Source organism: Bradyrhizobium sp. IC4060 (assembly GCF_020193715.1).
GTDB lineage: Bacteria > Pseudomonadota > Alphaproteobacteria > Rhizobiales > Xanthobacteraceae > Bradyrhizobium > Bradyrhizobium yuanmingense.
The window spans coordinates 156,038-181,086 of the sequence record NZ_JADYVJ010000009.1 but is presented as its reverse complement, the minus strand read 5'-3'; the positions used below and the strand labels follow the sequence as shown (position 1 = coordinate 181,086).

22 protein-coding genes are annotated in these 25,049 nt (G+C 61.8%); 8 read left to right on the top strand and 14 right to left on the bottom strand.

The genetic code is table 11. The features are described 5' to 3' along the window. Nucleotides 1-194 precede the first annotated feature (194 nt). Both I6F16_RS26365 and I6F16_RS26360 read left to right on the top strand, forming a co-directional pair. Nucleotides 195-1,514, top strand: coding sequence for an aminotransferase class V-fold PLP-dependent enzyme (locus tag I6F16_RS26365; RefSeq protein WP_225114317.1), 1,320 nt, complete (start codon nucleotides 195-197; stop codon nucleotides 1,512-1,514). A 173-nt stretch (nucleotides 1,515-1,687) separates the two neighbouring features. Next, nucleotides 1,688-2,527, top strand: coding sequence for a hypothetical protein (locus I6F16_RS26360; protein WP_225114316.1), 840 nt, complete (start codon nucleotides 1,688-1,690; stop codon nucleotides 2,525-2,527). A gap of 92 nt (nucleotides 2,528-2,619) precedes the next feature. On the opposite strand, the gene I6F16_RS26355 is transcribed toward I6F16_RS26360, so the two are convergent. The 7 genes from I6F16_RS26355 to I6F16_RS26325 all read right to left on the bottom strand — a co-directional run bounded on the left by I6F16_RS26355 (nucleotide 2,620) and on the right by I6F16_RS26325 (nucleotide 10,018). Beyond that, a complete protein-coding gene (locus I6F16_RS26355; RefSeq protein ID WP_225174135.1) occupies nucleotides 2,620-3,018 on the bottom strand; it encodes a VOC family protein in 399 nt (132 codons plus the stop codon). Between the two features lie 153 nt (nucleotides 3,019-3,171). Continuing rightward, the gene (locus I6F16_RS26350) at nucleotides 3,172-4,245 is read right to left on the bottom strand and encodes a M48 family metallopeptidase (protein ID WP_050995992.1); all 1,074 of its coding nucleotides are present in this window, start codon (nucleotides 4,243-4,245) and stop codon (nucleotides 3,172-3,174) included. Nucleotides 4,246-4,273: 28 nt separating this feature from the next. Continuing rightward, nucleotides 4,274-4,672 carry a DUF2846 domain-containing protein gene (locus I6F16_RS26345; protein ID WP_225114314.1) on the bottom strand — a complete coding sequence of 133 codons (399 nt, stop codon included), beginning with the start codon at nucleotides 4,670-4,672 and terminating at the stop codon, nucleotides 4,274-4,276. Nucleotides 4,673-4,831: 159 nt separating this feature from the next. After that, nucleotides 4,832-5,854 carry an LLM class flavin-dependent oxidoreductase gene (locus tag I6F16_RS26340; RefSeq protein WP_225114313.1) on the bottom strand — a complete coding sequence of 341 codons (1,023 nt, stop codon included), beginning with the start codon at nucleotides 5,852-5,854 and terminating at the stop codon, nucleotides 4,832-4,834. 54 nt (nucleotides 5,855-5,908) lie between these two features. Further along, the gene (locus I6F16_RS26335) at nucleotides 5,909-6,373 is read right to left on the bottom strand and encodes a hypothetical protein (RefSeq protein ID WP_225114312.1); all 465 of its coding nucleotides are present in this window, start codon (nucleotides 6,371-6,373) and stop codon (nucleotides 5,909-5,911) included. Between the two features lie 238 nt (nucleotides 6,374-6,611). Then, a complete protein-coding gene (locus I6F16_RS26330; protein WP_225114311.1) occupies nucleotides 6,612-7,475 on the bottom strand; it encodes a L,D-transpeptidase in 864 nt (287 codons plus the stop codon). 188 nt (nucleotides 7,476-7,663) lie between these two features. Continuing rightward, nucleotides 7,664-10,018: a response regulator transcription factor gene (locus I6F16_RS26325; RefSeq protein WP_225114310.1), complete on the bottom strand. Its 2,355-nt coding sequence runs from the start codon at nucleotides 10,016-10,018 to the stop codon at nucleotides 7,664-7,666. Between the two features lie 207 nt (nucleotides 10,019-10,225). On the opposite strand from I6F16_RS26325, the gene I6F16_RS26320 reads away from it, so the two are divergent. Continuing rightward, nucleotides 10,226-10,519, top strand: coding sequence for a hypothetical protein (locus I6F16_RS26320; RefSeq protein ID WP_036014479.1), 294 nt, complete (start codon nucleotides 10,226-10,228; stop codon nucleotides 10,517-10,519). A 171-nt stretch (nucleotides 10,520-10,690) separates the two neighbouring features. On the opposite strand, the gene I6F16_RS26315 is transcribed toward I6F16_RS26320, so the two are convergent. Further along, nucleotides 10,691-11,566, bottom strand: a complete 876-nt coding sequence (locus I6F16_RS26315) for an AraC family transcriptional regulator (protein ID WP_141697659.1) — start codon at nucleotides 11,564-11,566, stop codon at nucleotides 10,691-10,693. Nucleotides 11,567-11,765: 199 nt separating this feature from the next. Here I6F16_RS26315 and I6F16_RS26310 point away from each other — a divergent pair, with 199 nt between their 5' ends. Then, a complete protein-coding gene (locus I6F16_RS26310; protein WP_225174134.1) occupies nucleotides 11,766-12,881 on the top strand; it encodes an aldo/keto reductase in 1,116 nt (371 codons plus the stop codon). A 72-nt stretch (nucleotides 12,882-12,953) separates the two neighbouring features. Further along, the gene (locus I6F16_RS26305; protein WP_225114308.1) at nucleotides 12,954-13,655 is read left to right on the top strand and encodes a formylglycine-generating enzyme family protein; all 702 of its coding nucleotides are present in this window, start codon (nucleotides 12,954-12,956) and stop codon (nucleotides 13,653-13,655) included. A gap of 99 nt (nucleotides 13,656-13,754) precedes the next feature. Here the strand turns inward: I6F16_RS26305 and I6F16_RS26300 are convergent, their stop codons facing one another. The 3 genes from I6F16_RS26300 to I6F16_RS26290 all read right to left on the bottom strand — a co-directional run bounded on the left by I6F16_RS26300 (nucleotide 13,755) and on the right by I6F16_RS26290 (nucleotide 17,470). Further along, entirely contained in the window at nucleotides 13,755-14,801 is a 1,047-nt protein-coding gene (locus I6F16_RS26300; protein WP_225114307.1) for a transglycosylase, read from the bottom strand. A gap of 391 nt (nucleotides 14,802-15,192) precedes the next feature. Further along, complete coding sequence (locus I6F16_RS26295) at nucleotides 15,193-16,152, bottom strand: glycosyltransferase (RefSeq protein WP_225114306.1); 960 nt, start codon at nucleotides 16,150-16,152, stop codon at nucleotides 15,193-15,195. A gap of 322 nt (nucleotides 16,153-16,474) precedes the next feature. Beyond that, nucleotides 16,475-17,470 carry a methyltransferase gene (locus tag I6F16_RS26290; RefSeq protein ID WP_057028272.1) on the bottom strand — a complete coding sequence of 332 codons (996 nt, stop codon included), beginning with the start codon at nucleotides 17,468-17,470 and terminating at the stop codon, nucleotides 16,475-16,477. Nucleotides 17,471-18,555: 1,085 nt separating this feature from the next. Between I6F16_RS26290 and I6F16_RS26285 the strand changes: the two genes are divergently transcribed. Both I6F16_RS26285 and I6F16_RS26280 read left to right on the top strand, forming a co-directional pair. Beyond that, a complete protein-coding gene (locus I6F16_RS26285; protein WP_225115180.1) occupies nucleotides 18,556-19,335 on the top strand; it encodes a hypothetical protein in 780 nt (259 codons plus the stop codon). Nucleotides 19,336-19,816: 481 nt separating this feature from the next. Then, complete coding sequence (locus I6F16_RS26280; RefSeq protein ID WP_225174133.1) at nucleotides 19,817-20,146, top strand: hypothetical protein; 330 nt, start codon at nucleotides 19,817-19,819, stop codon at nucleotides 20,144-20,146. A gap of 892 nt (nucleotides 20,147-21,038) precedes the next feature. Here I6F16_RS26280 and I6F16_RS26275 read toward each other — a convergent pair. Together I6F16_RS26275 and I6F16_RS26270 are read right to left on the bottom strand one after the other, a co-directional pair. After that, nucleotides 21,039-21,332, bottom strand: a complete 294-nt coding sequence (locus I6F16_RS26275; protein WP_225113414.1) for a hypothetical protein — start codon at nucleotides 21,330-21,332, stop codon at nucleotides 21,039-21,041. 745 nt (nucleotides 21,333-22,077) lie between these two features. Then, nucleotides 22,078-22,410 carry a DUF3325 family protein gene (locus I6F16_RS26270; protein WP_225113413.1) on the bottom strand — a complete coding sequence of 111 codons (333 nt, stop codon included), beginning with the start codon at nucleotides 22,408-22,410 and terminating at the stop codon, nucleotides 22,078-22,080. Nucleotides 22,411-22,424: 14 nt separating this feature from the next. Here I6F16_RS26270 and I6F16_RS26265 point away from each other — a divergent pair, with 14 nt between their 5' ends. Then, entirely contained in the window at nucleotides 22,425-22,856 is a 432-nt protein-coding gene (locus tag I6F16_RS26265; protein ID WP_225174132.1) for a hypothetical protein, read from the top strand. 101 nt (nucleotides 22,857-22,957) lie between these two features. Here the strand turns inward: I6F16_RS26265 and I6F16_RS26260 are convergent, their stop codons facing one another. Beyond that, nucleotides 22,958-24,979, bottom strand: a complete 2,022-nt coding sequence (locus I6F16_RS26260) for a YgiQ family radical SAM protein (protein WP_225113411.1) — start codon at nucleotides 24,977-24,979, stop codon at nucleotides 22,958-22,960. Nucleotides 24,980-25,049: the final 70 nt, after the last annotated feature.

The following is a 25,049-nucleotide window of genomic DNA, read 5'->3' as shown; positions in this document are numbered from 1 at the left end:
CCGTCGCCAGCGGCTTCCGATCATCGCATTGTCACGCTCCGGTCATCTCCGCTGCATCGTCCGTTGCTCTTGTCCCGCGCGCCAGAGCCTGCTTCGTCCGGTGACGTCGGAACGGAGCTCTGGATCGTCGTTTGGCGTTTTCGCGATGCGATCCCGACGCCGCTTCGCTCGAAAACGCTCTGGGGAGAGCTGACATGCAACTGATCAGGACGATTTCAGCGGACCGCCGCGCGATGCTCAAGGGCCTCGCCGCAGCAGCCGTGGCGCCGCTTGCGGGGCCGGCCTTTGCCGCCGAAGGACTTCCGCCGCAGCCGACCGGCTCAATGGCCGCCATCGCCACCGACAAGTCCTATTGGGCGGCCGTGAAAGGGCTCTATGCCGTGACGCCGGACATCGTCAATTTCGAGAACGGCTATTGGGGCATCATGGCCGAGCCCGTGCGGCGCGAGTTCATCCGCCAGTCCGACATGGTCAATTATCAGAACACCTATTACGCGCGGCTGCGTGCGGGCGCAGATTTCGAGGCGGTGCGCACCAAGGTGGCGGAGGCGGTCGGCGCGCTTCCAGCTGAGATCGCGCTCACCCGCGGCGCCACCGAAGCGCTTCAGCTCCTCATCGGCGGCTACAACAGGCTGAAGCCGGGCGACGGCGTGCTCTATGCCGATCTCGACTATGATTCGATGCAATATGCGATGAACGCGCTGAAGGCGCGCCGCGGCGTCAACGTGGTCAAGTTCGACGTGCCGGAGCCCGCCACCCGCCAGGCGGTGCTCGACGCCTATGCCCGCGCCATCGAGGCGAACCCGAAGACGAGGCTTCTGCTTCTGACCCATGTCAGCCACCGCACCGGCTTCGTCATGCCGGTCGCCGAGATCGCCCGCATGGCCAAGGCCAAAGGCATCGACACCATCGTCGATGCCGCCCATTCCTGGGGGCAGCTCGACTTTCGGGTGAGCGAGCTCGAGGCCGATTTCGTCGGCTTCAATCTGCACAAATGGATCGGCGCGCCGCTCGGCGTCGGCTTCCTCTACATCAGGAAGGATCGCCTCGCCGCCATCGACCGCAACATGTGCGACGAGGATTTTCCGGAAAGTGACATTCGCTCGCGGGTGCATACCGGCACGGTCAATTTCGCCACGATGCTGACGGTGCCGACGGCGCTGGCGCTGCATCAGCAGATCGGCGGCGCGGCCAAGCAAGCGCGCCTGCGCCATCTGCGCGACTATTGGGTGAGCCGCGTCCGCGGCTTCAAGGATATCGAGATCCTGACGCCGGATGAGGCCGGCTCATATGGCGCGATCACGTCGTTCCGCCTCGCCGGCAAGACCGGCAAGGCCGACAACGAGGCCATCGTTGCGAAACTTCGGGACAGCTACCGGATCATGACGGTGCGCCGCGCCGGCGTCGCCAAAGGCCAGTGCATCCGCGTGACTCCGGCGCTCTTCACCGACGAGGCCGATCTCGACCGCCTCGTCGAGGCGCTGGCCGTCATCACGGGGACGAAGACGGGGTGAGGCTGGCATGACACGGCGCGCGATCGCCAGAGGTCGCACGCCGGTCGGGCGGGCTCTGCCGTGCATGGCTTCGCAATTCTGTTCCGATGGGGGCGGTGAGTAGGTTACAAGCGCAGGCGATCCAGCGGTCGCCGATGCGCCTGAGCCGCGACGGCATGGGTAGGAGACGGCTCGTGCCTCACGACAGGAAAGCCCTTCAGATCCTTTTCAATGCCTACTGGCCGCCAAAGGGCTGGAAGCAAAGCGCGGCGACTGATCAGGCGGATTTCGAGTATGCCCGTCAAGCCGGTTACATGTTCGATCCCCTCGTCGTGACGCATGACGACATCGTCGCGCGGCTCGTCTCTATCCGTGCCCGGGTGAATCTGGAACAGGTCGCCAACGCCTTCCTTGCCAGCCTCAGCACCCGCCGACTCGATTTGCGCTCGGCGCTGGGCAGCTTCTCCTGTGCCGCACATTTCCCTCTTCATGGGCTTCGGAAACAGGCCTCTCGAGCGCTCGGCCGCCGGCTGCCCTGCCGCATCTGCGGGCGCTACGGTGACGGGAGCCCGGCGCAAGAGGATCTCAACCTGCTGAGCTTCCAGAGATGGAAATGGGGCGGCGTTCGTCACGCCGATCCCCTGTACTGCTGGTTCGACCTCGCACAGTTCGAAAAAGCTGATTTGGTCGAGCCGACGGAGGAAGATTGCTCGATTCTGACGGAGATCGTCGGCATCGCCTCTGGCCTCCCTCCGGACGCAAGGCCGAATGAGCTGGAGAAGCGCATCGGCAAAGTGCTCAAGTCGAACCGAGCCGAGCGGTGCGTTCTCATCCAGATTCTCGGTTATTGCGGCGTCCTGAAGCCGGCGGGCCGCAGCGGCTTCCTGCAGGCCTTTACGCCGGATGAGTTCCGGGACCGGCCTCCCGATCACACCAATGATTGGGCCTACCCGGCCATCTGGTGGCGCGGCGCGGATGGCATCGATGCCGATGCGCTCAGCCAGCTCTTTCCGAAAGTCGCTTCTATGGTCTGAGGACCTCGGCTGCGGGACGTGATGCGCCCACAATCGGCGATGCCCCTCAAGTCGAAATAGGCATGAGGCTGGCGGAACCGGCGGCGACAGCATCAATTGCGGCTTGACGATTGGATCAGGTCCCAACGGTTGCCGCACAGATCCTCGAAAACCGCCACGACGCCATAGGCCTCGTGCCGTGGCGGCCGGACGAAACGCACGCCCGCCGCCGTCATGCGCGCATGATGGCGCTCGAAGTCGTCTGTTTCCAGGAAGAGGAAGACGCGCCCGCCGGTCTGGTCGCCGATGCGCGCCGTCTGCGCCGGCCCGTCTGCCCGCGCCAGGAGCAGGCCAGAACCAGGATTGCCCCGCGGCCGCACCACCACCCAGCGCTTGCCGCCGCCGAGCGGCGTGTCCTCGCAAAGCTCGAAATCCAGAGCGCGCGTGAAGAAGGCGATCGCTTCATCATAGTCGGCGACCACGAGACTGACGAGTGACAGACGCTGATTCATCGCGCGACCCGGCGAATGGCGGCAAGCTCGCTGTGGAGGAGACAGGATAGCATAACACTGTCCAGCTCGCGTGATCCTGCCGCCGGTCCCAAGAGCTAGCACGGACACACGAAGATCGTCGAGCAATTGTTCGCTCGGCCAGAGCCCGCACGTTCATCTGCCGACGCTGACCCACTCCTGGACCTTCTTCCGCCATTCCTCATCGAATCGTAAGGTGAGTTGGTTGGCAGCGTCCGGTGAGAGAAGTTGGTCAACCGCGGACATTTGTATCTCGCCAACGTCAGGTACGTCGATGTATCCGAGGCTGGCCAACCGCTGGCCAAAAGGCGGATGTGTCGAATCGGGATCGTGCTGGCGGCTCAGACTGGCGACGGCGGCGGTCATGAATCCGGGCGCTCTTATAGCTGGAATCTGATCTAAGATTCGCGCGAATGGCGGCGATGGCGCCTTGATTGCGCCGAGCACCTCCTTCTGCAGGGGAGCGAAGACGAGATCGGCCAGACGTGCTCCACAAACCTCCATCATCACCAGCGCGCGTGCCATCTCCTCGCGTCCAACCTGCTCGGCCGCTTCCAGATCGGCGGCAAGCTCGTTCTCCCGTGACAATGCCTTGTATTCCTTCTCCAGCCTTTCGAGCAGGGAATGGAGTAGGATGCGAGCAATGTATCCGGTAATCGTGTGCTCCGGATCGGCGTAGAAGAAAACGTTCTCCGCGGCCGCCATGAAATCGGCGAGGTTGGTGCCTCCCGAAGTGTGCCGAAGCCGGGCGTGCGCCACTTCATGAGCGATAACGGCACGAACCGATCGCTGGTCCAGGATCATCAACAATGGCAGACCAATGGTCATCGTGACATGCTGTCCGAACACGCCCGCATACCGGCTTTCTTCCGAGATCGAAGCGTTGAAATCGGTGTCGACCAGCAGAGTGCGGTTCGATCTGACAAAACTGCGATCGAGCTCCCTCCATGCGGCCCAAAGCCCCGGGGCGGTCTGTTCGTCGGCTTCGAAACCGCCATGCTTGCGCGAAGGCAGGAACAGGAGCCCAATTGCGAGTGCTATGGTGGCCATGGAGCTTGTGAACACAATCGGTGCCGTGGCCAGCGCCGCAATCGTGTAGCGGTCCATGATCATCAGCCAGATGGCGAGAATCGTGCATGCCAGCGCGACGACGGGAAGCACCGCATAGCGACCAAGGCGCAAGACGATTTGCAGAATAAGGCGTTTCATCCGCGTTTCGGCCGCGGAGAGCCTCAGATCACGCCTTGCCACATGAGCTGTTGCTCTGATGCAAGCTGGCGACGTCGGCACGACCCTGGCTTTCCGTGACCTGAACCAACGTGATCGCACCGGGCGTGATGATTCCCACCTGTGGCTGGGCGGAGAGGTAGGTGGTGCTGCCGGCGCGCAGATCGAGGCTCACTTTCTCGCTTCCCTGCCCGAACAGGTTGGTACTCAGTGGAAGATTGTTGACCGCAACCTCGTGGCGGCCCGGAGGCAGCTCGCAGGCGACGAACCCTGCAGCCTGGCTGCCTCCAACGACATTTCCATCGACCGCATAATTTGGCTGGATCGCAAAACCGAGGGCGGACGAGCGATAGATGACAAGCCGCGCAGTGTTGGCCTTGACGTTCTCTGTCAGCGCCGAGCTGCCCATCGGCCCTGACGCACACCCCGCTAGCAAGAATGCTGCAACGAAAATTCCTGGACGCAAGCCCATTCAACCCCCGATCAGTCCAACAATGCCCCGGGGGATCATTGGCGTCGGTGGTGCATGAAGTCAATCACGACTTGCGGTCGTGTCACGCCTTTCAGGTCACCGCCACCCCAGCGCCGGCGCGACATGCATCAGGATCGCCTCGATCGCATGCGCGCAATAATCCACGCCGAGCTGGTTCGGGATCGTCAGCAGCAGCGTATCGGCTTCGGTGATCGCCTCGTCCTGGCGCAGCTGTTCGATCAGAACGTCCGGCTCGGCCGCATAACTCCGCCCGAAGATCGCGCGCGTGCGCGGGTCGATGAAGCCGATCTGGTCTTCGCTGCCGCGCTCGCCGCCGAAATAGGCGCGGTCGCGCTCGTCCATTAGCGCGAAGATGCTGCGGCTGACGGAGACGCGGGGCTCGCGGCTGTGGCCGGCTTCCTTCCACGCCGCGCGATAGGCGCGAATTTGTGCCGCCTGCTGCACGTGAAAGGCCTCGCCGGTCTCATCGTTCTTCAGCGTCGAGCTCTGCAGGTTCATGCCGAGCTGCGCCGCCCACACCGCGGTGGCGTTCGAGCCGGCGCCCCACCAGATCCGCTCGCGCAGGCCCGGCGCATGCGGCTCCAGGCGCAACAGCCCGGGAGGATTGGGAAACATCGGCTGCGGGTTGGGCTCGGCAAAACCTTCGCCGCGCAGGAGATCGAGGAAGACCTCCGCATGGCGCCGCCCCATGTCGGCATCGCTCTGGCCCTCGGCCGGCCGATAGCCGAAATAACGCCAGCCGTCGATCACCTGCTCTGGCGAGCCGCGGCTGATGCCGAGCTGCAGCCGTCCGCCGGCGATGAGATCGGCGCTGCCGGCGTCCTCCACCATGTAGAGCGGGTTCTCGTAGCGCATGTCGATCACGGCCGTGCCGATCTCGATTCGGCTGGTCTTGGCGCCGACGGCCGCGAGCAGCGGAAACGGCGAGGCCAGCTGCCGCGCGAAATGATGCACGCGGAAATAGGCGCCGTCGGCCCCGAGCTGTTCGGCCGCGACCGCCAGCTCGATCGATTGCAGCAGCGTATCCGCCGCCGAGCGCGTCCGGGATTGCGGCGAGGGCGTCCAGTGCCCGAAGGAGAGAAATCCGATCTTTTTCATGCGGGCAACATATGGCTGATCGGAAGAGTTTGCGAGACGTTCCTGGAGGCGGCCTCAGATGTCGCAGCCGGTCAAGTTCAAAGCCTTGAGCAGGCCGCCGAACGCCTTGAGGCGACACTGCTCGGTCTCGTTGGCGGCCTTTGCGCGCTGAACAGTGGCGGCTCGTTTGACGCCAAATGCCTTTGGCTTCGGCTTGGGAGGTTCAGCGGTCGCGATCCGTTTCGGTTTGCTTCGCGGACGGACGATCGGCGTCGGCGCGAATGAACGGACATGCACGTCCTGCGGAGCAACCGGGTTATCCACCGAAGCGGTCTGTGTCGGCATCGCGCGGCTCTCAGCGGCAACCTCGAGGCGGTCGGCCTTCGCCAGCGCATCGTGCGAAGCGGGGATGCTTGCGTTCTGCTCGGCAGGCGGCTGGACCGTGGCGGCGATGCGACGCGGTGGAGCGCTCAGCTCCATGGCCGACAGCATTCCCACACTCAACAGGATGAGGAGGCCCAACAACGCCATTCTCAGCATAACGCGCCTCTGACCCAGGTTAGCGCCGCTGAAAATTCTGCGCGTCAATGAGGCAACTTTGCCGGCGGCCGCCGCCCAACGGCAATCATTTGTCGATAGGGTTAATTCGGTGCCGCATCTTGCCAACGCAGACCGGCTTTGGTCGCGCAAGATGGTCTGTTCGGCCGTGGCTATCGACGTGAAGTGACGACTTGAACTGCTCTTTGTCCTCGAGGCAGAGCCAGGAGGAAGGGCCGAACTACTGCACCTCGGCGATCTTCGGTCCGGGTGATGGCACCTGTGCGCTCGTTGCCGACGGCCGGTTCGACGGCGAGGCCGGGTCCGGAGATCGGGATGCGGCATCGGGCGGCGTACCCTGGGACGGTCGACGGGCCGCATTCGTCGGAAGCACGATCACCTTCGCGCCGACTTTCACCCGCTCATAGAGGTCGACGACGTCCTCGTTGGTCAGGCGGATACAGCCCGACGACACCCGCTTGCCGATCGTCTCGGGCTTGTTGGTGCCGTGAATTCGATATTCGGTCTCGCCGAGATACATCGCGCGGGCGCCGAGCGGATTGCCGGGCCCGCCCGCCATGAACCGCGGCAGGTAGGGCTGACGCGAGACCATCTCCGCAGGCGGGCGCCAATCCGGCCATTCTGCCTTACGCGCCACGGTCTGCTCACCGGACCACGCAAAACCTTCGCGGCCCACACCGATGCCGTAGCGCATCGCCTGCGTGTCGCTCAGGACGAGATAGAGGAACGTGTTGTTGGTATCGATGATCACGGTGCCCGGCGTCTGGCGGCTGGCATAGTCGACCACCTGCCGGACCAAGGCTCCGGGAATTTCGGCGTCGGCTTTGGGCGGTTCGACAAGCGGCGCCGGAGTAGGAACCGGGGGCGGCGCGGGCGCTGCTGCGTGAACCTGCGGTGCCACGTAGACCGGCGTTGACGATGCCTTGGCCTGGGGCGCGGACGGCTGCCGCACCGGTTGCACGTTTCCCGGGGCGCCCAGCAGGCCATACCCCAATGCTGCGATGGCCACGGCGCCAATTCCGACTCTCGCTGCCATCGGCAGTGCGATCGTCTCGACCTTCCGGCGTTTGGCCCGCTTGCTCATGTCTTCTCCCAGGTCGCCACGCCCAGGAGGAGTACCCAGCAAGATTTAAGAAACTTCGAAGCGATTTTGCTGGGACCGGAACCGTCGACCATGGTTAACGCCGGCTGAGCCCGCGGCGGCCGCGCGGGAGACCGTCGAGCGAAGCGGCGTCATTCGTCCTCTTGCTTTGGCAGCTTCTGCTTGGTCAGCTACACAAACCAATCATGCACTGGATGATGCTCAACGCCCCTCGCGTGATCAACGGCACTTTGCTCCGCGTGCGAATGGCCAATCAGGTCTGCATCTGGGATCAGCGACAGTTCGGGATGTCCGGCGCGGTGCGGGCCGTGTTCTGCCGTGTCGGTGCCATAGCCACTCTCGCGATGATCCGAACCCTTGGCCGATGGCATATCGTTCCTGAAATGAAAGGAATCTCCGGCCCCGGGCGCGGCAGCCGCTTGTGCTGCACCGGCGCCGTGGTTCGCCGGGTCGTGGCCGTCAGCCTTTTGGCCCGGCTCTGCATGCGGATTTTGAGAAGCGTTTGGATGCGCCTGGTGCAAGTCACGCTGCGATTGGCCGGAATTGGCATGGCTTGCGGGGCCGTCATCGTCGGCAAGCTGCTTGGCAGCTGCGGAACCGGGTTCCGAAGCGTGATACGATTGTCCATGATGGGGGTCGTGCCCGGTCGAGCCCTGCTTGTCCTGATGCTTTCCGGCCGCTGCACCGTTTTCCGAACCATGCAAATCACGCTGCGATTGTCCACGAGCGGAATCGCCCTCCGGCGGGCCGAGCTCGGCATGCTTGTTGCCGGCTGCTGCATCCTTCTCCGAAGCGTGCGATTTTCCCTGGCTTGATGCGTGGTCGGGTGGCCCGTGCTCGGTCTCCGGCTTGCCGGCTGCTGCGCCGTCTTCCGAAGCGTGCAAATCGCGCTGCGCTTGTCCATGATCGCGTGCGTCGATCGCCGCTGCCTGTGTCGTGCCGCGTTCGGCATTCCTCGCGCCCGTTGCGGCCGCCTGTTCCAAGCCGCCATGATCCCTCAGAGCGTCGATGGCGCCGGATCCGATATGAGGGTTGCCGTTGTCGCCGAAGCCGTCCTCGCGCGCGGCCGCATCGATGATCTGAACCTCGTCGGCTCTGGCCATGGCGTCGCCTCGGGCAGCTTCCAACGCGAATGATTCATGGTGTGTGTCGGGATCGAGCCAGGGCAGCTTGTCGAAGCCGTCGAGATCGGGCCTGCCGGGACTATCGAGGGCGACCAACTCGCGGGGGGCGTTCGCGTCAGCCCACGCAAAGACATCGCTCGGTCTGTCCCAAGCAGTGAACGCCTGGGCGTGACTGCTCAGGAGCGAGACTCCGACTGCCGTCATCATGAACGTGCCGGCGCTGCTCAAGCCCGGCCTTGCAGGGTTGAGTGGCGGCACTGTGATCGTGCTGCCAGCAATATCGGCTCGGGATTCGATGAGCTTGGCGGCCCGCGTCGGCATGTCCGTCGGGGAGTTCTCGATACGGACGGCTCTGGCCATCTTGCCCGGAGCAGGAGTCGTTTTTGCGGAGGTGATCTTGATGGTCACGATCGCGCCGGTGCCATCTGCGGTCATGACCGTGACAGTGTCGGCATCCACAGTATCGACTTCGGTCGCGCCGGCGGATCGAACGTCCTCGAGCGCCGCCCAAATCAGAGCTGCAAGCGCGCCGACCCCGCCGTAAAGGCGCGTCAGGGCGAAGCTTGCGAGCTCCGTCCGGCCCTTGATGTCGAGCCGCGCGGATATGTGATCGATCCGCGCCTGAATGGTGCCTGGGGCGACCTTGAGCTCGCGCGCAATCTCCTTGTTCGACATGCCGCTGGCGACCAGACGCATGATCCTGCGCTCCTGGTCCGTCAGCGCTGCCAGGCCATTTTCGCCAGACGCGCCATTGCCTGTCTTGCGGGCCGCCGGGTGCGCGTTCGGCGCCACCAGCCGCAGCGACTGCAACAGGTTTTCGGGCTCCTCGCGCATCGGTATGGCGGTGCAGGCACCCGCTGCGACGGCCGCAGCGAGATCGCCGCGTGCGATCGATGCGGTGTAGAAGACCAGCCGTGTGCGAAGGCTTTCGGCGTTGACGGCGGCCAGCATGGCTGAGGCCGTCAGATCGGGAAATCCATCCTCGACAAGCGCGACGTCCGGCGCCAACGTCCGGACGGCTTCGAGGCAATCGGCTCCATTGATGCAGGACGCAACGATCTCGAAGTCACGTTCGGTCGCAAATAGCGTGGCAAAACCCTGCAAAACGATCGGACGGCGATCTGCGATCACGAGTCGGATACGACGCATCTGGTTTGGCTCGCCCGGCTTTCCCGTCTTGATTGGCCCAGCAATGCGACCCGGCCTCAGCCGCGTCACCTTCAAGAGCAGCGCGGCAACGCGCGACACCCTCGTTGGTTCCAGAGGTGTGAAGCCCAGGGATGTCAGTACGGAGCAGCGGATGGGGTCGGCCCATCTTGATTCTTCCGATGCGCCATCCTGTTCCTGTTTTGCCCGACGGTGCAACGCTTTCGTAAAATGAGCAGAGTGCGCTGCGGTCATTCGAAAGATCGTGCTTGCTGAAGCAGCCGGGTCCGCCGCGGAGATCTATCCCGGCTCGCCGCGCTCTAAGTCGCTGATTTTGTTGCCCGCGCCTACCGTGCGTGGGGTTGTTTTCGACTTTTTGTTGCGGGGGTGCAAAGATATCGGTCCGAACCCGATCTGGTACGGCGCTCGCATTTTCATCCAATCATTTTCCGGAGGCGCGTCATGCAGGTTTACAACGTCGTCAAGTTCAAGGTGAAGCCGGGCCAGGAGGGCGCCTTTCTCGATGCGCACCGAGACGGCAAGGCCAAATGGCCGGGACTGGAGCACGGCGTCATCATCAGGACCGGCGATCAGACCTTCTGCCTCATCGGCACGTGGTCCAGCCAGGACGCGCTGGTGGCGGCACGCTCGGCGATGATCAAGACCCTCGACAGTTTCAGGCCGGTGCTCGAGGACCAGGGCAACGGACGCGGCGTGACGGACGCGGTGTCGGGCGAGGTCGTGCTCGCGCTGTAGCGCGGGCAGTGCCGCGACTTCATCACCCGCAGGGGTCCTTGGTCGTGAACCGCTGCGTCTTGACGCCGGGGCCGCAGGCTCGTCGGAAAATGACGCAGGGTTGAGGCGTGTCGTCAGCTATTTGCCGACTGCCGTTGTCCGCCATTGGCCGTCAGGCGCTACTTTCCCCCGTCAAAGATGGAATGAGCGTCGATATTGGGATGGGCTCTGGCCGGTCATTGACCGGAAGACGCGGGCAAAATGCGCGGGACTGATAAAACCGACGCGTAGCGCCATCTGCGCGACCGAAAGCTTGCTGCTCGCCAGCAGTTGTTTTGCCATTGCGACTCGCCGCGCATGGACGAATGCCAGCGGCGTCTGCCCCGTCGCTGCCCTGAATGCGCGATGGAAATGGCCTTCCGAGAGCTGCGCAAGATCAGCGAGATCGGCAATCCGAATTGTCGCGCTTAAATGCGCGTCGATGAATTCGGTGACGCGCCGTAACCTCCACGCCGGCAGCTTGATCGATGTATCCTTCACTCTTGCACCACCGTATCGGCGTGCAAGGTATACAATGAGAGCAAGGCTCATCGTGTCGCAATAGATCGCGTCGAGACCTCCCTCCAGCGCGTCAACTCGTTCGAACTCCGCGAGCATGTTCCAGACAAAGCTGTCTTCCGAACCCGAGAGGGGGCCCAGTCCTTCGATCGATGCACCGGCGATTCCTGAAATCTTGGCGGGGTCGAGGGCGATCGCTGCCCATCGCCAACCCACATTGTGAAGCCGAAGCCGTCGTTCGCAGCCAGCCGGGAGAAATGAAACGGTCGACGGCAAATCGGGCCCGTCATAGCGATGCCCGCCATCGGCCGAAATTTCATGTCGCTCGGCGCCGCCGGACAGGGTCGCCATGATGAGGTGATTTGGCGACAGGATGCGTCCTTCGACGATGGAGGTCATCGGCCGGTACGCCGTTTCGAATGCGCCGTTCGCCCATTGGGTGCGCCGCCAGCCATCCGGCCGGGAGCTCAACCGATCGATTGTCGACGCATTCTCAATGACACGGTGCATCGCGACTTCCTGCGAAGCGATGTCGCCTGAATACACATTCAAGCTTGGAACCGCAATTCCTTGCAGGCCGGAAAGGGAGCATCGTCGCGTCAGGATCGGGGTGATTTGATCAGAATCCCGCGCGACAAAGCGAGAGGTCGATCCTTTCTATTGGCAGGCGACCTGCCAAGTGCGGCAGGCGAAATCACGGAGATTTGCAATGGATACACCACAGGATTGGCCGACGGCGACCGACCGCCGCCAGTTTCTCGGCGCCGCCACCGCGATGGGCGCCATCGCGGCGACGGCTGTTCACGCAACTGCGGTCGGCGTTTCGAGCGCCAGTGCGCAAGCGCCAGCCGGCACTGCATCGCGTGCGGCTGCGGCGGGGCCGGTACTCACCCGAACGATCGGCCGCACCAACGAAAGTCTGCCCGCGCTCGGACTGGGAACGTTTCTGACTTTTGACCTGCTGCCGGGCAGCAATCGCGACGCGCTGCGAGAGGTCACCAGGAAATATATAGATGCCGGCGTCCGGGTGATCGATACATCGCCGCTCTACGGTACCGGCGAGGTCAGCGTCGGTGGATTTCTCAGCGCCATGGGCGTGACGGACCAGATGTTCATCAGCAACAAGATCTGGTCGACCGGCGACTACCTGGCCGACGAAAGCCACGCCTTGGCCAGCATGGAGCAGTCGAGGCTTCGGCTGTGGCGCGACAAGATCGACGTGCTCCACTGCCACAGCCTGGTCAATGTCGACGCGATCGTGCCACTGCTGCGCGTATGGAAGAGAGAGGGCAGGATTCGCTATGTCGGCGCCTCGGTCCACGAGAATGACTATCACAACATTCTCGTAGGCTTGATCGACAAGGATCTGGTGGACATCATCCAGGTCAACTATTCGATCTTCAATCGTCACGCCGAGGAGCGCGTCCTTCGCGCGGCGAGCGACAAGGGCGTCGGCGTGCTCACAAATATGCCGCTGGAAAAAGGCCGCTTGCACAAGATCGTCGAGGGCCGGCCGCTGCCCGATTTTGCCCGCGATATCGCTGCGGAGAACTGGTCGCAGTTCTTCATCAAATGGGTCATGGGCCATCCGGCGGTGACGACCGTTCTTGCCGCGACATCGAACCCGGATCACGCGGCCGAGAATGTCGGCGCGCTGCGCGGTCCTCAGCCGGATCAATCCATGCGGCAGCGGATGGCACGGCATATGGAAAGCATTCCCGGCTTCGCCAATCTCTCGTCGATGCAATGGTATCCTGACAAGCAGAGCATGTACCAGGGCGTCATCCGCCGTTCGCAGGCGGCATTGCGTCAGCGCATGAGTTGATCGATGAATGGCAGGCGCGCAGGGTCGACGCCTGCCCTTCTCACCTAGAAGCAATACAGGAGAAGTTCATACATGAAATGGCGCTCGATTGCTTTGCGATGTGGCTTGATGGCCGTTACCGGCGTTGCATTCGCCGAGCCTGCCCAACGCGAGAATCTGGGCAAGTTTGCCATCGACCGGACCGAGGTCACGATCGGCCAGTTTCGCAATTTCGCTGCTGACAAAGCTCTGAAGACCGCGGCCGAACAGGAAGGAGGCGGACACGAATTCGCGGACGGCTGGATCCGTCGCAGCGGCTGGACATGGGCGACGCCGTTCGGAGAACCAGGCGGCGAAGATGAGCCGGCGGTGCATGTGTCGTGGAACGAAGCTCGTGACTACTGCTTAGCCGTGGGCGGACGCTTGCCGACCCTGGAAGAATGGGAAAGAGCCGCCTATACCGAAACGCGTGCGAATCCTACCGACGATTTCGTAAATGGACGCACCTATCCTTATCCTGTCGGCGACAAACCTGATGGCATGAACACATCCGATAGAGATCGCTGGCCGCGGCATGCAGCCGTGGGTACCACCAAGCGGGGTGTCAACGGTCTGTACGACATGGGTGGCAATGTCTGGGAATGGCTCGCGGATCGGCGGGGCGATGAGGCACTGACGGCCGGCGGGTCGTGGTGGTACGGTGCGGACAAGACAAAAGCGTCAGCCGTACAGTGGAAATCGGCCGACTTTCACGCGGTCTATATCGGGTTTCGTTGCGTTTACACGGCTCAATAGCCCGTTCAGGTGAGGGCCCAACACACCCTGGGTAAAGGCCGACGGCCGGCGAGTTGCGCTAAAGACAAGCAAGCATGCGCGGCGCTGCCGACGACCGACTTATTGGTTTGCCGCCGCCGCAGCAGTCGCCACATATTTCGTGTAGAATTCGGCGACCCGGCCGCGCCACATGCCGACGAACGCTTCTGACGTCACGTTGTCGACCGATTTCCAGGTGCGCTTGAAGGCCGGAAGTGCATTGCCCCAAATCGCGCGTTTGCACCACCGCTCACCCTTCTCCTTGCCTTCGCTGGTGGCGCACATCGATTTCCACGCGGCGCGAGCGGGCCGGCTGATGTGCTCGGCGGCGCCTTCCCAGCCCTGCTGATGAATCAGGTAGAGATCGCTCATGTCCGGCTTACGGTGGGTGATCCACTCGAACAGGACGCCCTCGGTAATGATCTTGTAGGCGGCGGCGACGGCGTTATCCCGCGGACTGCGAATCTGCCCGAAGCCGAACTTCCCGAACTCATAATAGCTGAGCTGAAACAGCCCGATATAGGACCCGGTGCGTTGATTGGGGTTGAAACCGGATTCGATCTTGGCAACCGCCATCATGAAATTGAAATCGAGACCAAACGCGTCGGCAGCGCGCTTGATTTCTTCGGTCGGCGTTCCCAGCGGAATATCCCTAAACGCACGCAAGACGATCTCCGCCGGTTTCTCGGCGGGCGGCAGTTCGGACCAGACGTAGTAGGCCAGATGACGGAAATCCTGCGTCGACGCCGCTTTCGGCGCACCGTTGGACGCATCGCGTTCCGGCGGCAGCGATTGGACGACATCCTGTCCCAACGACGCCAATTTCGGCGCGACGGGTTGATCGACGATCTCGGCTTCGGTGCGTAGCGGCGCCGAACCTGCCGACGTCACCGAGCCCGGCTCTGCTCTTTCTTCCCGAAGCGCTGCCGAAAGTCTGGCGGCTGCCTCTGCGTACATGGCAGGCGTCACCACGCTCGCAGGAGCCGCCATGCTCGCCCCAGCCGGTATGCTCGCTGCCGCTTCCGGCAGAACATCGGGCAACGTCGCGGCCGGTCTGTTACCCGCGGCCAGATAAAGTCCCGCGGATGCGAGAACAGCCACGATGCAGCTGGTCTGCCAGGCCTTCATTGCCCGAAGTCCAATGACGGCTTCTGTAGGAAGGCTGTTCGCATGTTCCTGCGACCTGTGGGTGAGCACTCTTCGTACAATCTTAAGGTTTAAATGTGGTGAACGAGAGCAGGCATTCTGCTTCGCAACCCGATATGTCCCTCTTGGGCCACAAGCGGCTCCTGGCGGAGGACGCTCGTGGGTCGGCCATGAGCGCATATGCTGCCAATGGGATCCGATCTCAGCGGCTTCCGCGCTACACCCCGCAACCGATGCGCCGACAGCCACCGGAACCGTCGGCTACGGGCCAGAAGCGGAAATGATGCGCCAGTGGTTTTTAGCGGGCAGCCTATGCGTCGCAGCGAGCTCGGCTACTCAGCGCCGCTCGTTCCGGAAGATGGATCTGAACAACTCAACTGAAGGCCGCACCAGCTGCCATCCTCGCAATCCGAATCTTCTTGCAGGCAAGAAACCACCAACGACGTGAATGTTGAACGCTTGGGTCAATACTCAACGCAAGTTCGGCAAGGCGTGCTGAGGTGTCTATCGCTCCTTCGTTGAAGGCAATGCTTGCGCGGACGATCGCGTCAAGTGCCAATTGGCGGGTCAACCAGTTCCTGAGATCGTTTGTCAGCAGCGCGGCGCCGCCATTCAGGAAATGTTCGATAGCCGCCTTGCGTTGGAGCAGGTTTAGCTCCGGTGAAGGCTCACTCGACATGTTGACTGAGTGGTATCGATACACGGCCTGGTCCGCACCAATGAATCCGACGTCGCCATGTGCGGCGAGCCGCATCCACATTTCCATGTCGGAGGCGTAGGGCAAGTCTGCTAGATACCCGCCCAGTTTTTTCTGCAGGCTCGTGCGAACCACGCCGGTCGGTGACACCACAATACATTGTGCACGACTAAGAGTGATGAACTCGAGTCCGGACAAGATGCGCGTTCGGAGATCCACTTCCGTTCCATAATAGCTTCTGTAGAATGGATGATCCCCGCGCTGGTCTAGAACAACCGCGCCTCCGAAGGTGAAAGCGACAGAAGGGTGATTGTCCATCAGATCGACCGATCTCGACAGGGCACCGGGCAGCAGGTAGTCGTCCGCCGACAGCAGAAGCATATAGTCGGCGCTCGCCCAGGCAATGCCCTCGTTGGCGGTCGCGATGAGACCTTGATTCCAGATGTGCCTGCGGTAATCGACGCGGGGATCGGAGCACCGTAACTCTTGCGCAACTTCCGCGGTATTGTCAGGTGACGCATCATCGATGATGAGCACGCGCAACTCGGGACCGGATTGCGTCAAAACGCTCTCGACGCACTCTCGCAGGAAGTGCCCATACCTGAAGCAGGGAACAACGACGTCTACGGAGCTCATTTTTTGTCGGATTCCACCGACGATCGAGCCTCGATCCATCTGTTCAAGAAAATACTATTGAAAGCGTTCCGGGCCGGCTGGCACCGGCCAGCTCATCCGCTCCAACGCTGCCGATGGCACATCCCCTCCTTGGCAACACGGAGGCCGCAATGGGTCAATCGCGGCGATCCGGCCCGGCTTAGGTTAGGCCCGGTCTACCTCTGACAGCCGACATATCCTCGGTCGTGGGATGCCGCAGCGATGGGCCAAAGGCTGACATGCAGAGGTTTCGACGATCTAAAGGTTCGTTGCGCATGTATGACCCGATGCTTTTTCGAAGACTTCAGGCTCGGCTTGCCTCAAGAACTGAGATCGCCCGGGCGGTCGAAATGACCCGCTCAAGCCGCAGACCTGCGGCGGCAAGCAAAGCGGCAAATTCGCTCTCGGTTCGCTCGACGCCCCCCGTAACGACAAGCATGTTCGCATCGATTAGCTTGATCGTATTTCGTTCGTTTCCCGGGGGAATAATAGTCTCCGCAATTAACACTCGTCCGTGGGGTTTCATTACCTCTCGGCAATTGCGCAGGATGCGTACCGCTTGCTCGTCATTCCAATCGTGAATGACCTTTTTCATGATATAGACGTCCGCACCGGCTGGAACGGCGTTGAAGAAATTGCCGGCCACGAACGAGGTCTGTGGCGGGAAACTTGCCGCATCAGCCCGCGCTGCCTCAACCCCCGCCGGTAGGTCAAACAATATGCCGGAAAGGTGAGGGTGTCTCTTTAGGATCTCCGAAAGCAGCTGTCCATGGCCGCCGCCGACATCGACAATCTGAGAAAACGCACCAAAATCACACGCCTCTGCTACAGCTTCATTGGCGCCTTGGCTAAGCGCGATCATCGCCTGCTGGAATAGCGAAGCCGCGTCCGGATGGTCCGCCAGCCAATCGAACCTGGGCTTTCCAAATACGGTTTCGAACGTCGGCAAACCCGTTTGCACTGAATGAGTGAGCTGAGCGAAGGCGAGATAGGGCTCCCTGTTCATCATTCGGATCAGGTCGCGGGGACTTGAGGGCGCGTCGGAAAGCAAGGCTGCGCCCAATTCGGTGAGTTGGAAACGGCGGGCCGAGGTTTCGCTAAAGACCCCCTCGGCGGCGAGAAGCCGCATAATCCTATAGAGCGCATCGCAGTGACAATGCGTTTCCTCCGCCAGATCGTCGACGCTCCGCTCTCCGGCGACCAAGCGATCCGCAACGTTGAGATCTGTCGCAACGCGCAAGGCTTGGGAGACCATGAAGCCAAGGCCCAGGTGAATGAGTTGTTGAGAAGGACTATACATAGCTTTCCTTTCAAACAGCCGCCGCCTCACGGCGCCCGTGGTCTCAATATCACGACCTGAAGTGCCGGTAAGGGATGATAATTTAGCCGAGGGTGCAGTGTTTGTCGTTCGATGTAGACATCCCGCTCAGGTCGATGTCCGGTTCGGGTCAATAATCGACTCGGGTAATCCTCTATCGGGCAGAGATCACCTAGGCTGGATCGTCGTCCTGAGTGCGCGGCGGCTTCTTTTTCGCTACGGGCAATGGGCGCCTGATATGTCCAAATCTGGCGTTAGGGTCAGTAAATGTCCCCGGAATCGCTTCTGGTCGCATTCGCCCAATTTGAACCTGATGCAATTCAGTTGCTGACGAAAAGCGCAGGTGCATGTGCATGGTCAGAACTTCTTCTTACCTTTCGGCATCTGGTCTCGCGCTGCGGATGTGTGACTTATGTGGTTGCGTAAGGTGGTTATCCACCTCTCGACCGAGAGCGCTTTGGGTCAAAGCCTAACGAAGTCGACCACCGTGGCGGACGTTCGGTCCGCCTTTGGGAGACCAGGTGGCTCACGACCTCAGGGTCTCGGACCATCGCCTTTCAGCCTACAATGCCATCCCGACAATCCAGGCACGGGCACATGCCCGTCGCCGCAATCGGGCTGGGCTGCGAAAAGAAGAATTTCTGCGACAATCAGTGCCATCAAAGCCAAAGACCATAAGGCACGCACATCCGAATCCCGCTAAATGTTGGATTTGCACAACCTATACGCGATGCCAGATCTCGTAAAGGCTAACCCGCTTCCATTCAAAATGTATCGATCGAATGACGCAGGCATTTCCAAGCGAACTGGAGGCGATGATCACGAAGAGTCGGCTTCGGGGCAATCGCACCATTTTCGGCCCGGACTTGAGATGTCCGCTTGTATCCCGACAGCGGCGGACTAGCAGACATCTTTCAACCGCCGCTTAGGGCCAGTTCCGGACGTCCGCCGCCAATAGGTCCCAAGCAACATTCTATTAATCGTGAGGGTGCGCCTCACGTGCGGTGTGAGCGGTTAGCGCTTAAGTTGTGATCGACATAATCGAGGCGCGATGACTGGGTTCCTCAATGTTGACAATAGAAAACGTAACTACCAAGAGACGGATCGAACGCGGCATCCTAGCGGCTGCAATCGTGTTGGCGAGCTACGGCCTCGATTTCGCCCGCGCGGACGACGTGCCCAATCAGGTCCCGGCAGATTACATGCACTTCTCGCTTGACATGACTCCGATGCGGATCAGCCTTGTCAATGATGTTGTCGGAAAGGCCAATTTTCCGGATCTTATCGTGCCCCGGGCATTTGTGGTTTTCGTCAACAGGGCGCCGCCGAGCAGTAAGGGGCCGCTGCCCTCGCAACTCAGTTCGAATGAAGTCGAACTCGTGTTCGTCGATGGCAGCGGTGAGCCGTGGAGCGTGGCGGTGGCGGAGCGATCACGGCGCGACGGCCTTGACCGCGCGACCGCTGGCCAGCGCATGCGTGCCGAAGAGACTATAGTTCAGATCCATCCGAGCCAGATGCCTACAGCAGCCTATGCGGATGCAACCCGCGCCAACGTGTTGCGATCCGCCCCGAAGCGTCAGAACGATGATTTCGAGGGATTAGCTCATTACAAGGGCGTCGCAAGCTATTCCAACTATATGGGGGAGCCTGCAGACGAATTCTTTTCGGTGCAGTGTGAAGGGAGGCTCCATCCCGTATCTCTATGCAAGTATATGATGTCAATCACCGAGGGCGTGGTCGCACGCGTTAGCTTCGTCGACTTCCGCCTGAACGGGGGCCGCGCCTATGCCAATCGCCGCCTGCGGTTCGTTCGTGAAGTGGTGTGCCGTTATCTGACGCGCTGTTAGCGCGGTCAACGCTACGTCCGCTTTGGGTCAAAGGCTGCCTTGACCGGTCATAACTTTGGCGGGTCAACGCCCGACAGCTGACCTCGCGGCGCCCGAGCTGTGGTCTAACACGGGCCATAAAGCGGAGCTTACGAAACCGCGCGTAAGCCACCGAACGCTTCCCCACAAGCGACGAGATGAATTGCGAACTCGATAGCCTCGCGACTGCGCGCTGATTCCGCAATCGCAAAATTCTCAGAATGCTCTTTTCGTCCCGTTAACCTACTTGGAGCCGGTTGAGGAACGGACCGACAAATCATCGCTTCCTCCTGGACAAGAATCTTGTTGCAGGCGTCCCTTTGCGGGCGCCGGGAATTCATGGAGGCGTGTATGCGAATGAAGCTTTTCTATGCGGCCACGCTCTGCGTTGCATTGTCCGCAGCAGCACCACTCGTGCAAGCTCAGGTGGGCGCGGGTGTTGGCGCCGGTGTTGGAGGTGTCGGTGCAGGTGCTGGTGCGGGAGTGGGTAGCGGTGGCGTCGGCGCCGGTGTTGGTGCCGGGGTTGGCGGCGTTGGCGCGGGTGCCGGCGCCGGAGTGGGCGATGGTGGCGTGGGTGCCGGCGTTGGCGCCGGAGTTGGTGGTGTCGGCGCGGGTGCTGGCGTCGGAGTGGGCAGTGCTGGCGTCGGTGCTGGAGCGGGCGCCGGAGTTGGCGGAATTGGCGCTACGGGGGGCGTGGGTGTCGGCGGAGGCGCGGCGGGAGCTGGCGCAGGTGCGAGTGTTGCAGGAGTTGGTGGGGCAGGTGCGGGAGTTGGTGTCGGTTCTGGCAGCGTAGGTACTGGGGGGATCGGCACCGGCGGGCTTGGCACTGTTGGCATTGGTCCTGGTGCCGCGGGAGCCGTGGGCATTTCAAATAATGGCGTTGCCAATGCAAACAACAGCTCTGGATTGGCAGGCCTCAATCCTGCCAACGTCGGCACAGCCTTCGCGACATTGGAGGTCGCAGAGCAGCAGCGGGTGTTGCGGCGCTGTGCAGCTGTCCTGAAACAGCCGGGTCACTACGACCGAGAAACACGGGCCGTTTGCCGTGTGATAGCCGCTAAATAAGTAAAGATCGTCTTGTCTTTTTCGAGAGCGGAATCGACGGATAGACAAATAGGAAGAAGGCTCGGCAGGAGAACGCCGAGCCTTATCTTCAGGCCGAGCTATCGGTCTCACTGCAAGCTGACTTCGCTCCCAACTCCTTGGAGAACAAGACCCAGTCTCCGCGAGCACGCCAAAGCTTGGTGATAATAAGTCATGCGTCCGCCGGCTCTCGCGCGTCCCCACGCGCGGGGATTTACCAGCGATCCGAAATCGCTCGAGGGCGAGGATCATATGTCCTACCTCAATCAAGGACTGCAGACGGCGGAAAACAGGATCCTGGCCGAGAGTTTCTTTCCGCTCAAGGCCCGGATAGAAGATTCCAGGCCGGGACCTGATGGACAGTAAGGACGACAAGTTCGGGGAATGCCACGCCATTGGCGACCGCTCGCTACCTTCCGCTTCGGGCCGAAACACGAAGAACTGAAGTTCAGCAAATCTCGTCCGCTCTGCCGCAACGAGCGGACCTCCGTGGGCCGACGCGCATCTTCGCCGATGGGCCAAATCCAGACATCGTCAGGACGACGCCAAAGACATGACAGCTAGTCGGGCGCGTTTTTGCCTTGCGTTTGATCCTCGCTACCTCAATCCATCCCGCCAATGACGCCAAGAAAGGAACCGCCGAACATAGACGCAACAAGCATCATCAAATCTGTCGTCGCGGTGGGACCAAGTTCTGGCTCGTGTTGAAAATGATGAAATCCCAGCAACGCCAGCAGACAAAAGCCCGCGCAGATGGTCGGCATAAGCGCCCGCCGCCGTGCTGCGCGCCGCTGGGCCTCAGTAGCCCACTGAGGCTGTGTTAGAGTTCTGGATCGACGAAGCGATAGCGCGGCACTCACGACTACCACGATCAGACAGGCAGTGAGGAAGTACATCAGACACTATCCTTAACCCCAATCGGGACCACCTCGAAGGCCATATGCCGCCAATAGCGTGAATTGATTGCCACAACCCTAAAGCGATAAGGAAAACGTCAGGCGCATCGCAAAGGCTGCTTTAGTAGGCAGCATGACCTTGGTCGGGTCATCTTTTGGGAGCGGAATTCGTCTTAGACAGCCAGCAACACACTGCGGTTGGAATTGCTCCAACCATCCCGATGAGCACCGGATCATTTCTGACTTCGGCCTTCAGGCCCAACAGATAAGCCCATACCAATGAAAGTATAAACCCTGATGTCGCTGTGACTGTGATGCTTACAAAGGCCGGCTTTTGCGACAAATACCAGTCAATGAAAGCCAAAAGCCACGGGGGCACTATTGCAACGAAGTAGGCGATCCCAAGCATTCCATACAGTGTGCGGAACGTCGGAAGTTCGGGTCTCGCAACTATGCTAGGTACCAAGAAAACAAGCAGAGCCAATGGAGGGAAAAGACCCGGAAAGATGAGAAATCGCTTCATGGCGATAACCATAACCCGAAAATCGGTATGTCTTTGTGCAAATACTTAGGAGATTTTCCTGCGTCGCCAAAGCGAGCGGCTAGTTCTGCAATGGGTCAAAAGCTGACGCTAGGCGGGCAGCGCGGCAAGGTCAGCTTTGGACCAGAAGCAGACAAAGTCACGACCATCTATTTGCCGCATCCACGACCGTTTCTGGCCAGCTTGATCACGAAACGAATACCTTCAACGTCGAGTGATGGAGCGGGCGCGAGCATCATTCTGTCGACGTCGCGCCGTGCGGGCAGCCAGTCTTCCCCACCCGATCAGCGCACAAAACACGATGGCGGCAGCCATCGTGGTGTGACCGCTGAACATCACGAGGCCCATGCTCCAGCTCTTTGCGGCCACGAGGATGCCGAGCGACAGCAGCAGCACCCCTGCACCGGCAGCCCGAAGTCCATAGGTCGTCACCCGCGGCAGCGCCTTGCCGAAAATATCGCGCTGCTGGCGGTGCGTGGCGAAGGCCAGCGCAGCAAAGCCCGCCAGACACAGCCCAAGGGCAAGCAGATGGATCATTCTGCCGCACAGCAATGGCGACCGGCACCTGCGGCATGCGCTTCGATTGCACAATGGATCGGTTCCGGGCGGTGCGAACAGCCAGAACAACATGGAGCAGTGCGAGTGCCCAGCACGTCACGTCGATGCCGGCGAACACCCAGTCGCCTTGCGTCAGGCTGTGCCACAGCGGCCGCTGCGTCGTCAGCGCGTTGAGGACGGGCAACAGGGCGCTCGTCGCGAAGCCGGAGAAATTCGGGCGCGGCGCGGTGAGCTCAAGCTATCGATACGGAGCAGCAGGACGGGTTCGTCTCATCCACGTTCCGCGATGGTGGCATCATACGCCTGTTTTGCCCGACGATCAAGCGAATTTCGCAAAAACGGAAATTGACCGTTTCCCCGGGCCGATCATGCCTCGATTTGCGGTCGATGTTCGCGCCGATCTCATCGCGCTCGTAAGCCGTTGATCTTGCTGCCCCCGGCTACTGTGCATGGGGTTGTTTTCGAGCTTTCGTCTTGCCGACGCGAAGACGCCACACCAAACCGTGCCAGATCCGGCTCACGCCCGCTACTTCATCACCCGCAGGCCCTTGGTCGTGAACCGCTGCGTCTTGCCGCCGGGCCGCATTGGCCGCTTGGTGCCGGCGGCCTTGCCGGTGCCGGGCGGCTGATGTGCTGGCACGAGCTGATGCGGCTGCGAGCCGATCAGGTCGCGGCGGCCCATCTCGATCAAGGCTTCGCGCAGCAGCGGCCAATTGTCGGGGTCGTGGTAGCGCAGGAATGCCTTGTGCAGGCGGCGCTGGCGCAGGCCCTTGATCGCCTCGACCTTGTCGCTGCCGCCGTGGCGCACGCCGCGCAAGGGGTTGACGCCCGTGTGGTACATCGCGGTCGCGGTCGCCATCGGCGAGGGCAGGAAGGTCTGCACCTGGTCGGCGCGATAGCGGTTCTTCTTCAGCCACAGCGCGAGGTTCATCATGTCCTCGTCGGTCGTGCCCGGGTGCGCCGCGATGAAATAGGGGATCAGATAATATTTCTTGCCGGCCCGTTCGGCCGCCTCGTCGAACATGCGCTTGAACTTGTTGTAGGCGCCGATGCCCGGCTTCATCATCTTGTCGAGCGGGCCGCGCTCGGTATGTTCGGGGGCGATCTTCAAATAACCGCCGACGTGATGGGTGACGAGCTCCTTGATGTATTCGGGACTCTCGACGGCGAGGTCGTAGCGCACGCCGGAGGCGACCATCACCTTCTTGATGCCCTTGGTCTCGCGCACTTTGCGATAGAGCCGGATCAGGTCGTCATGCGAGGTGTTGAGGTTCGGGCAGATCTCGGGGAAGACGCAGGACGGCCGGCGGCATGCCGCCTCGACCTTCGGGTCCTTGCACGCCATGCGGTACATGTTGGCGGTGGGGCCGCCGATGTCGGAGATGACGCCGGTGAAGCCCGGCGTCTTGTCGCGGATGCGCTCGATCTCGCGCAGGATCGATCCCTCCGAGCGGTTCTGGATGATGCGGCCCTCATGCTCGGTGATCGAGCAGAAGGTGCAGCCGCCGAAGCAGCCGCGCATGATCGTCACGGAGAACTTGATCATCTCCCAGGCGGGAATTCTGGCATCGCCATAGGACGGATGCGGCGCGCGTGCGTAAGGCAGATCGTAGACCGCGTCCATCTCTTCCGTCGTGAGCGGGATCGGCGGCGGGTTGAGCCAGAGATCGCGGTCGCCATGGCGCTGCACCAGCGGCCTTGCATTGCCGGGATTGCTCTCCCGGTGCAGCACGCGCGAGGCGCGCGCATAGGCTTCCTTGTCCTGCTCGACCTGCTCCAGCGCCGGCAGGCGGATCACGGTTGAGCCCTTCTGGCGCGATGCGCCCTCGTCGGCGGACTCGAGATCGTCGGCGTGCAGCTCGGTGTAATCGTCCGGGACCTTGCGGAACAGCGCCACGCCCCTGATGTCGTCGAGCTCGCGCGGCGCTTCGCCGGCCGCGAGCCGGTGCGCCACTTCGACCACGGCACGCTCGGCGTTGCCGTAGAGCAGCAAGTCCGCCTTGGCGTCCGCCAGCACCGAGCGGCGCACCTTGTCGGACCAGTAATCGTAATGCGCGATCCGGCGCAGCGAAGCCTCGATGCCGCCGAGCACGATCGGGGTGTCCTTGAACGCCTCGCGGCAGCGCTGGGCGTAGACGATGGTGCAGCGGTCCGGCCGCTTGCCGCCTTCGCCGCCCGCCGTATAGGCGTCATCGCTGCGGATGCGCCGGTCGGCGGTATAGCGGTTCACCATGGAATCCATGTTGCCGCCGGTGACGCCGAAGAACACTCTTGGCTTGCCGAGCGCCTTGAACGGCTCCGCCGAATGCCAGTCCGGCTGCGCGATGATGCCGACCCGAAACCCTTGCGCCTCCAGCAGCCGGCCGATGATCGCCATGCCGAAGCTCGGATGGTCGACATAGGCATCCCCGGTCACCAGCACGATGTCGCAGGCGTCCCAGCCGAGCGCGTTCATCTCGGCGCGGCTCATGGGGAGGAACGGCGCCGGCTTGCGCGGGCGGGCCTGGGCCATCAGCGGCTTTTCGGCGGTGATCATCTGGGTGTCCATGGCGCCTACGCATAGGGCTCCGAGGCGATGAATTCAACCGACGGGCGCGTGAAAGATCAGGTTCCGCGGG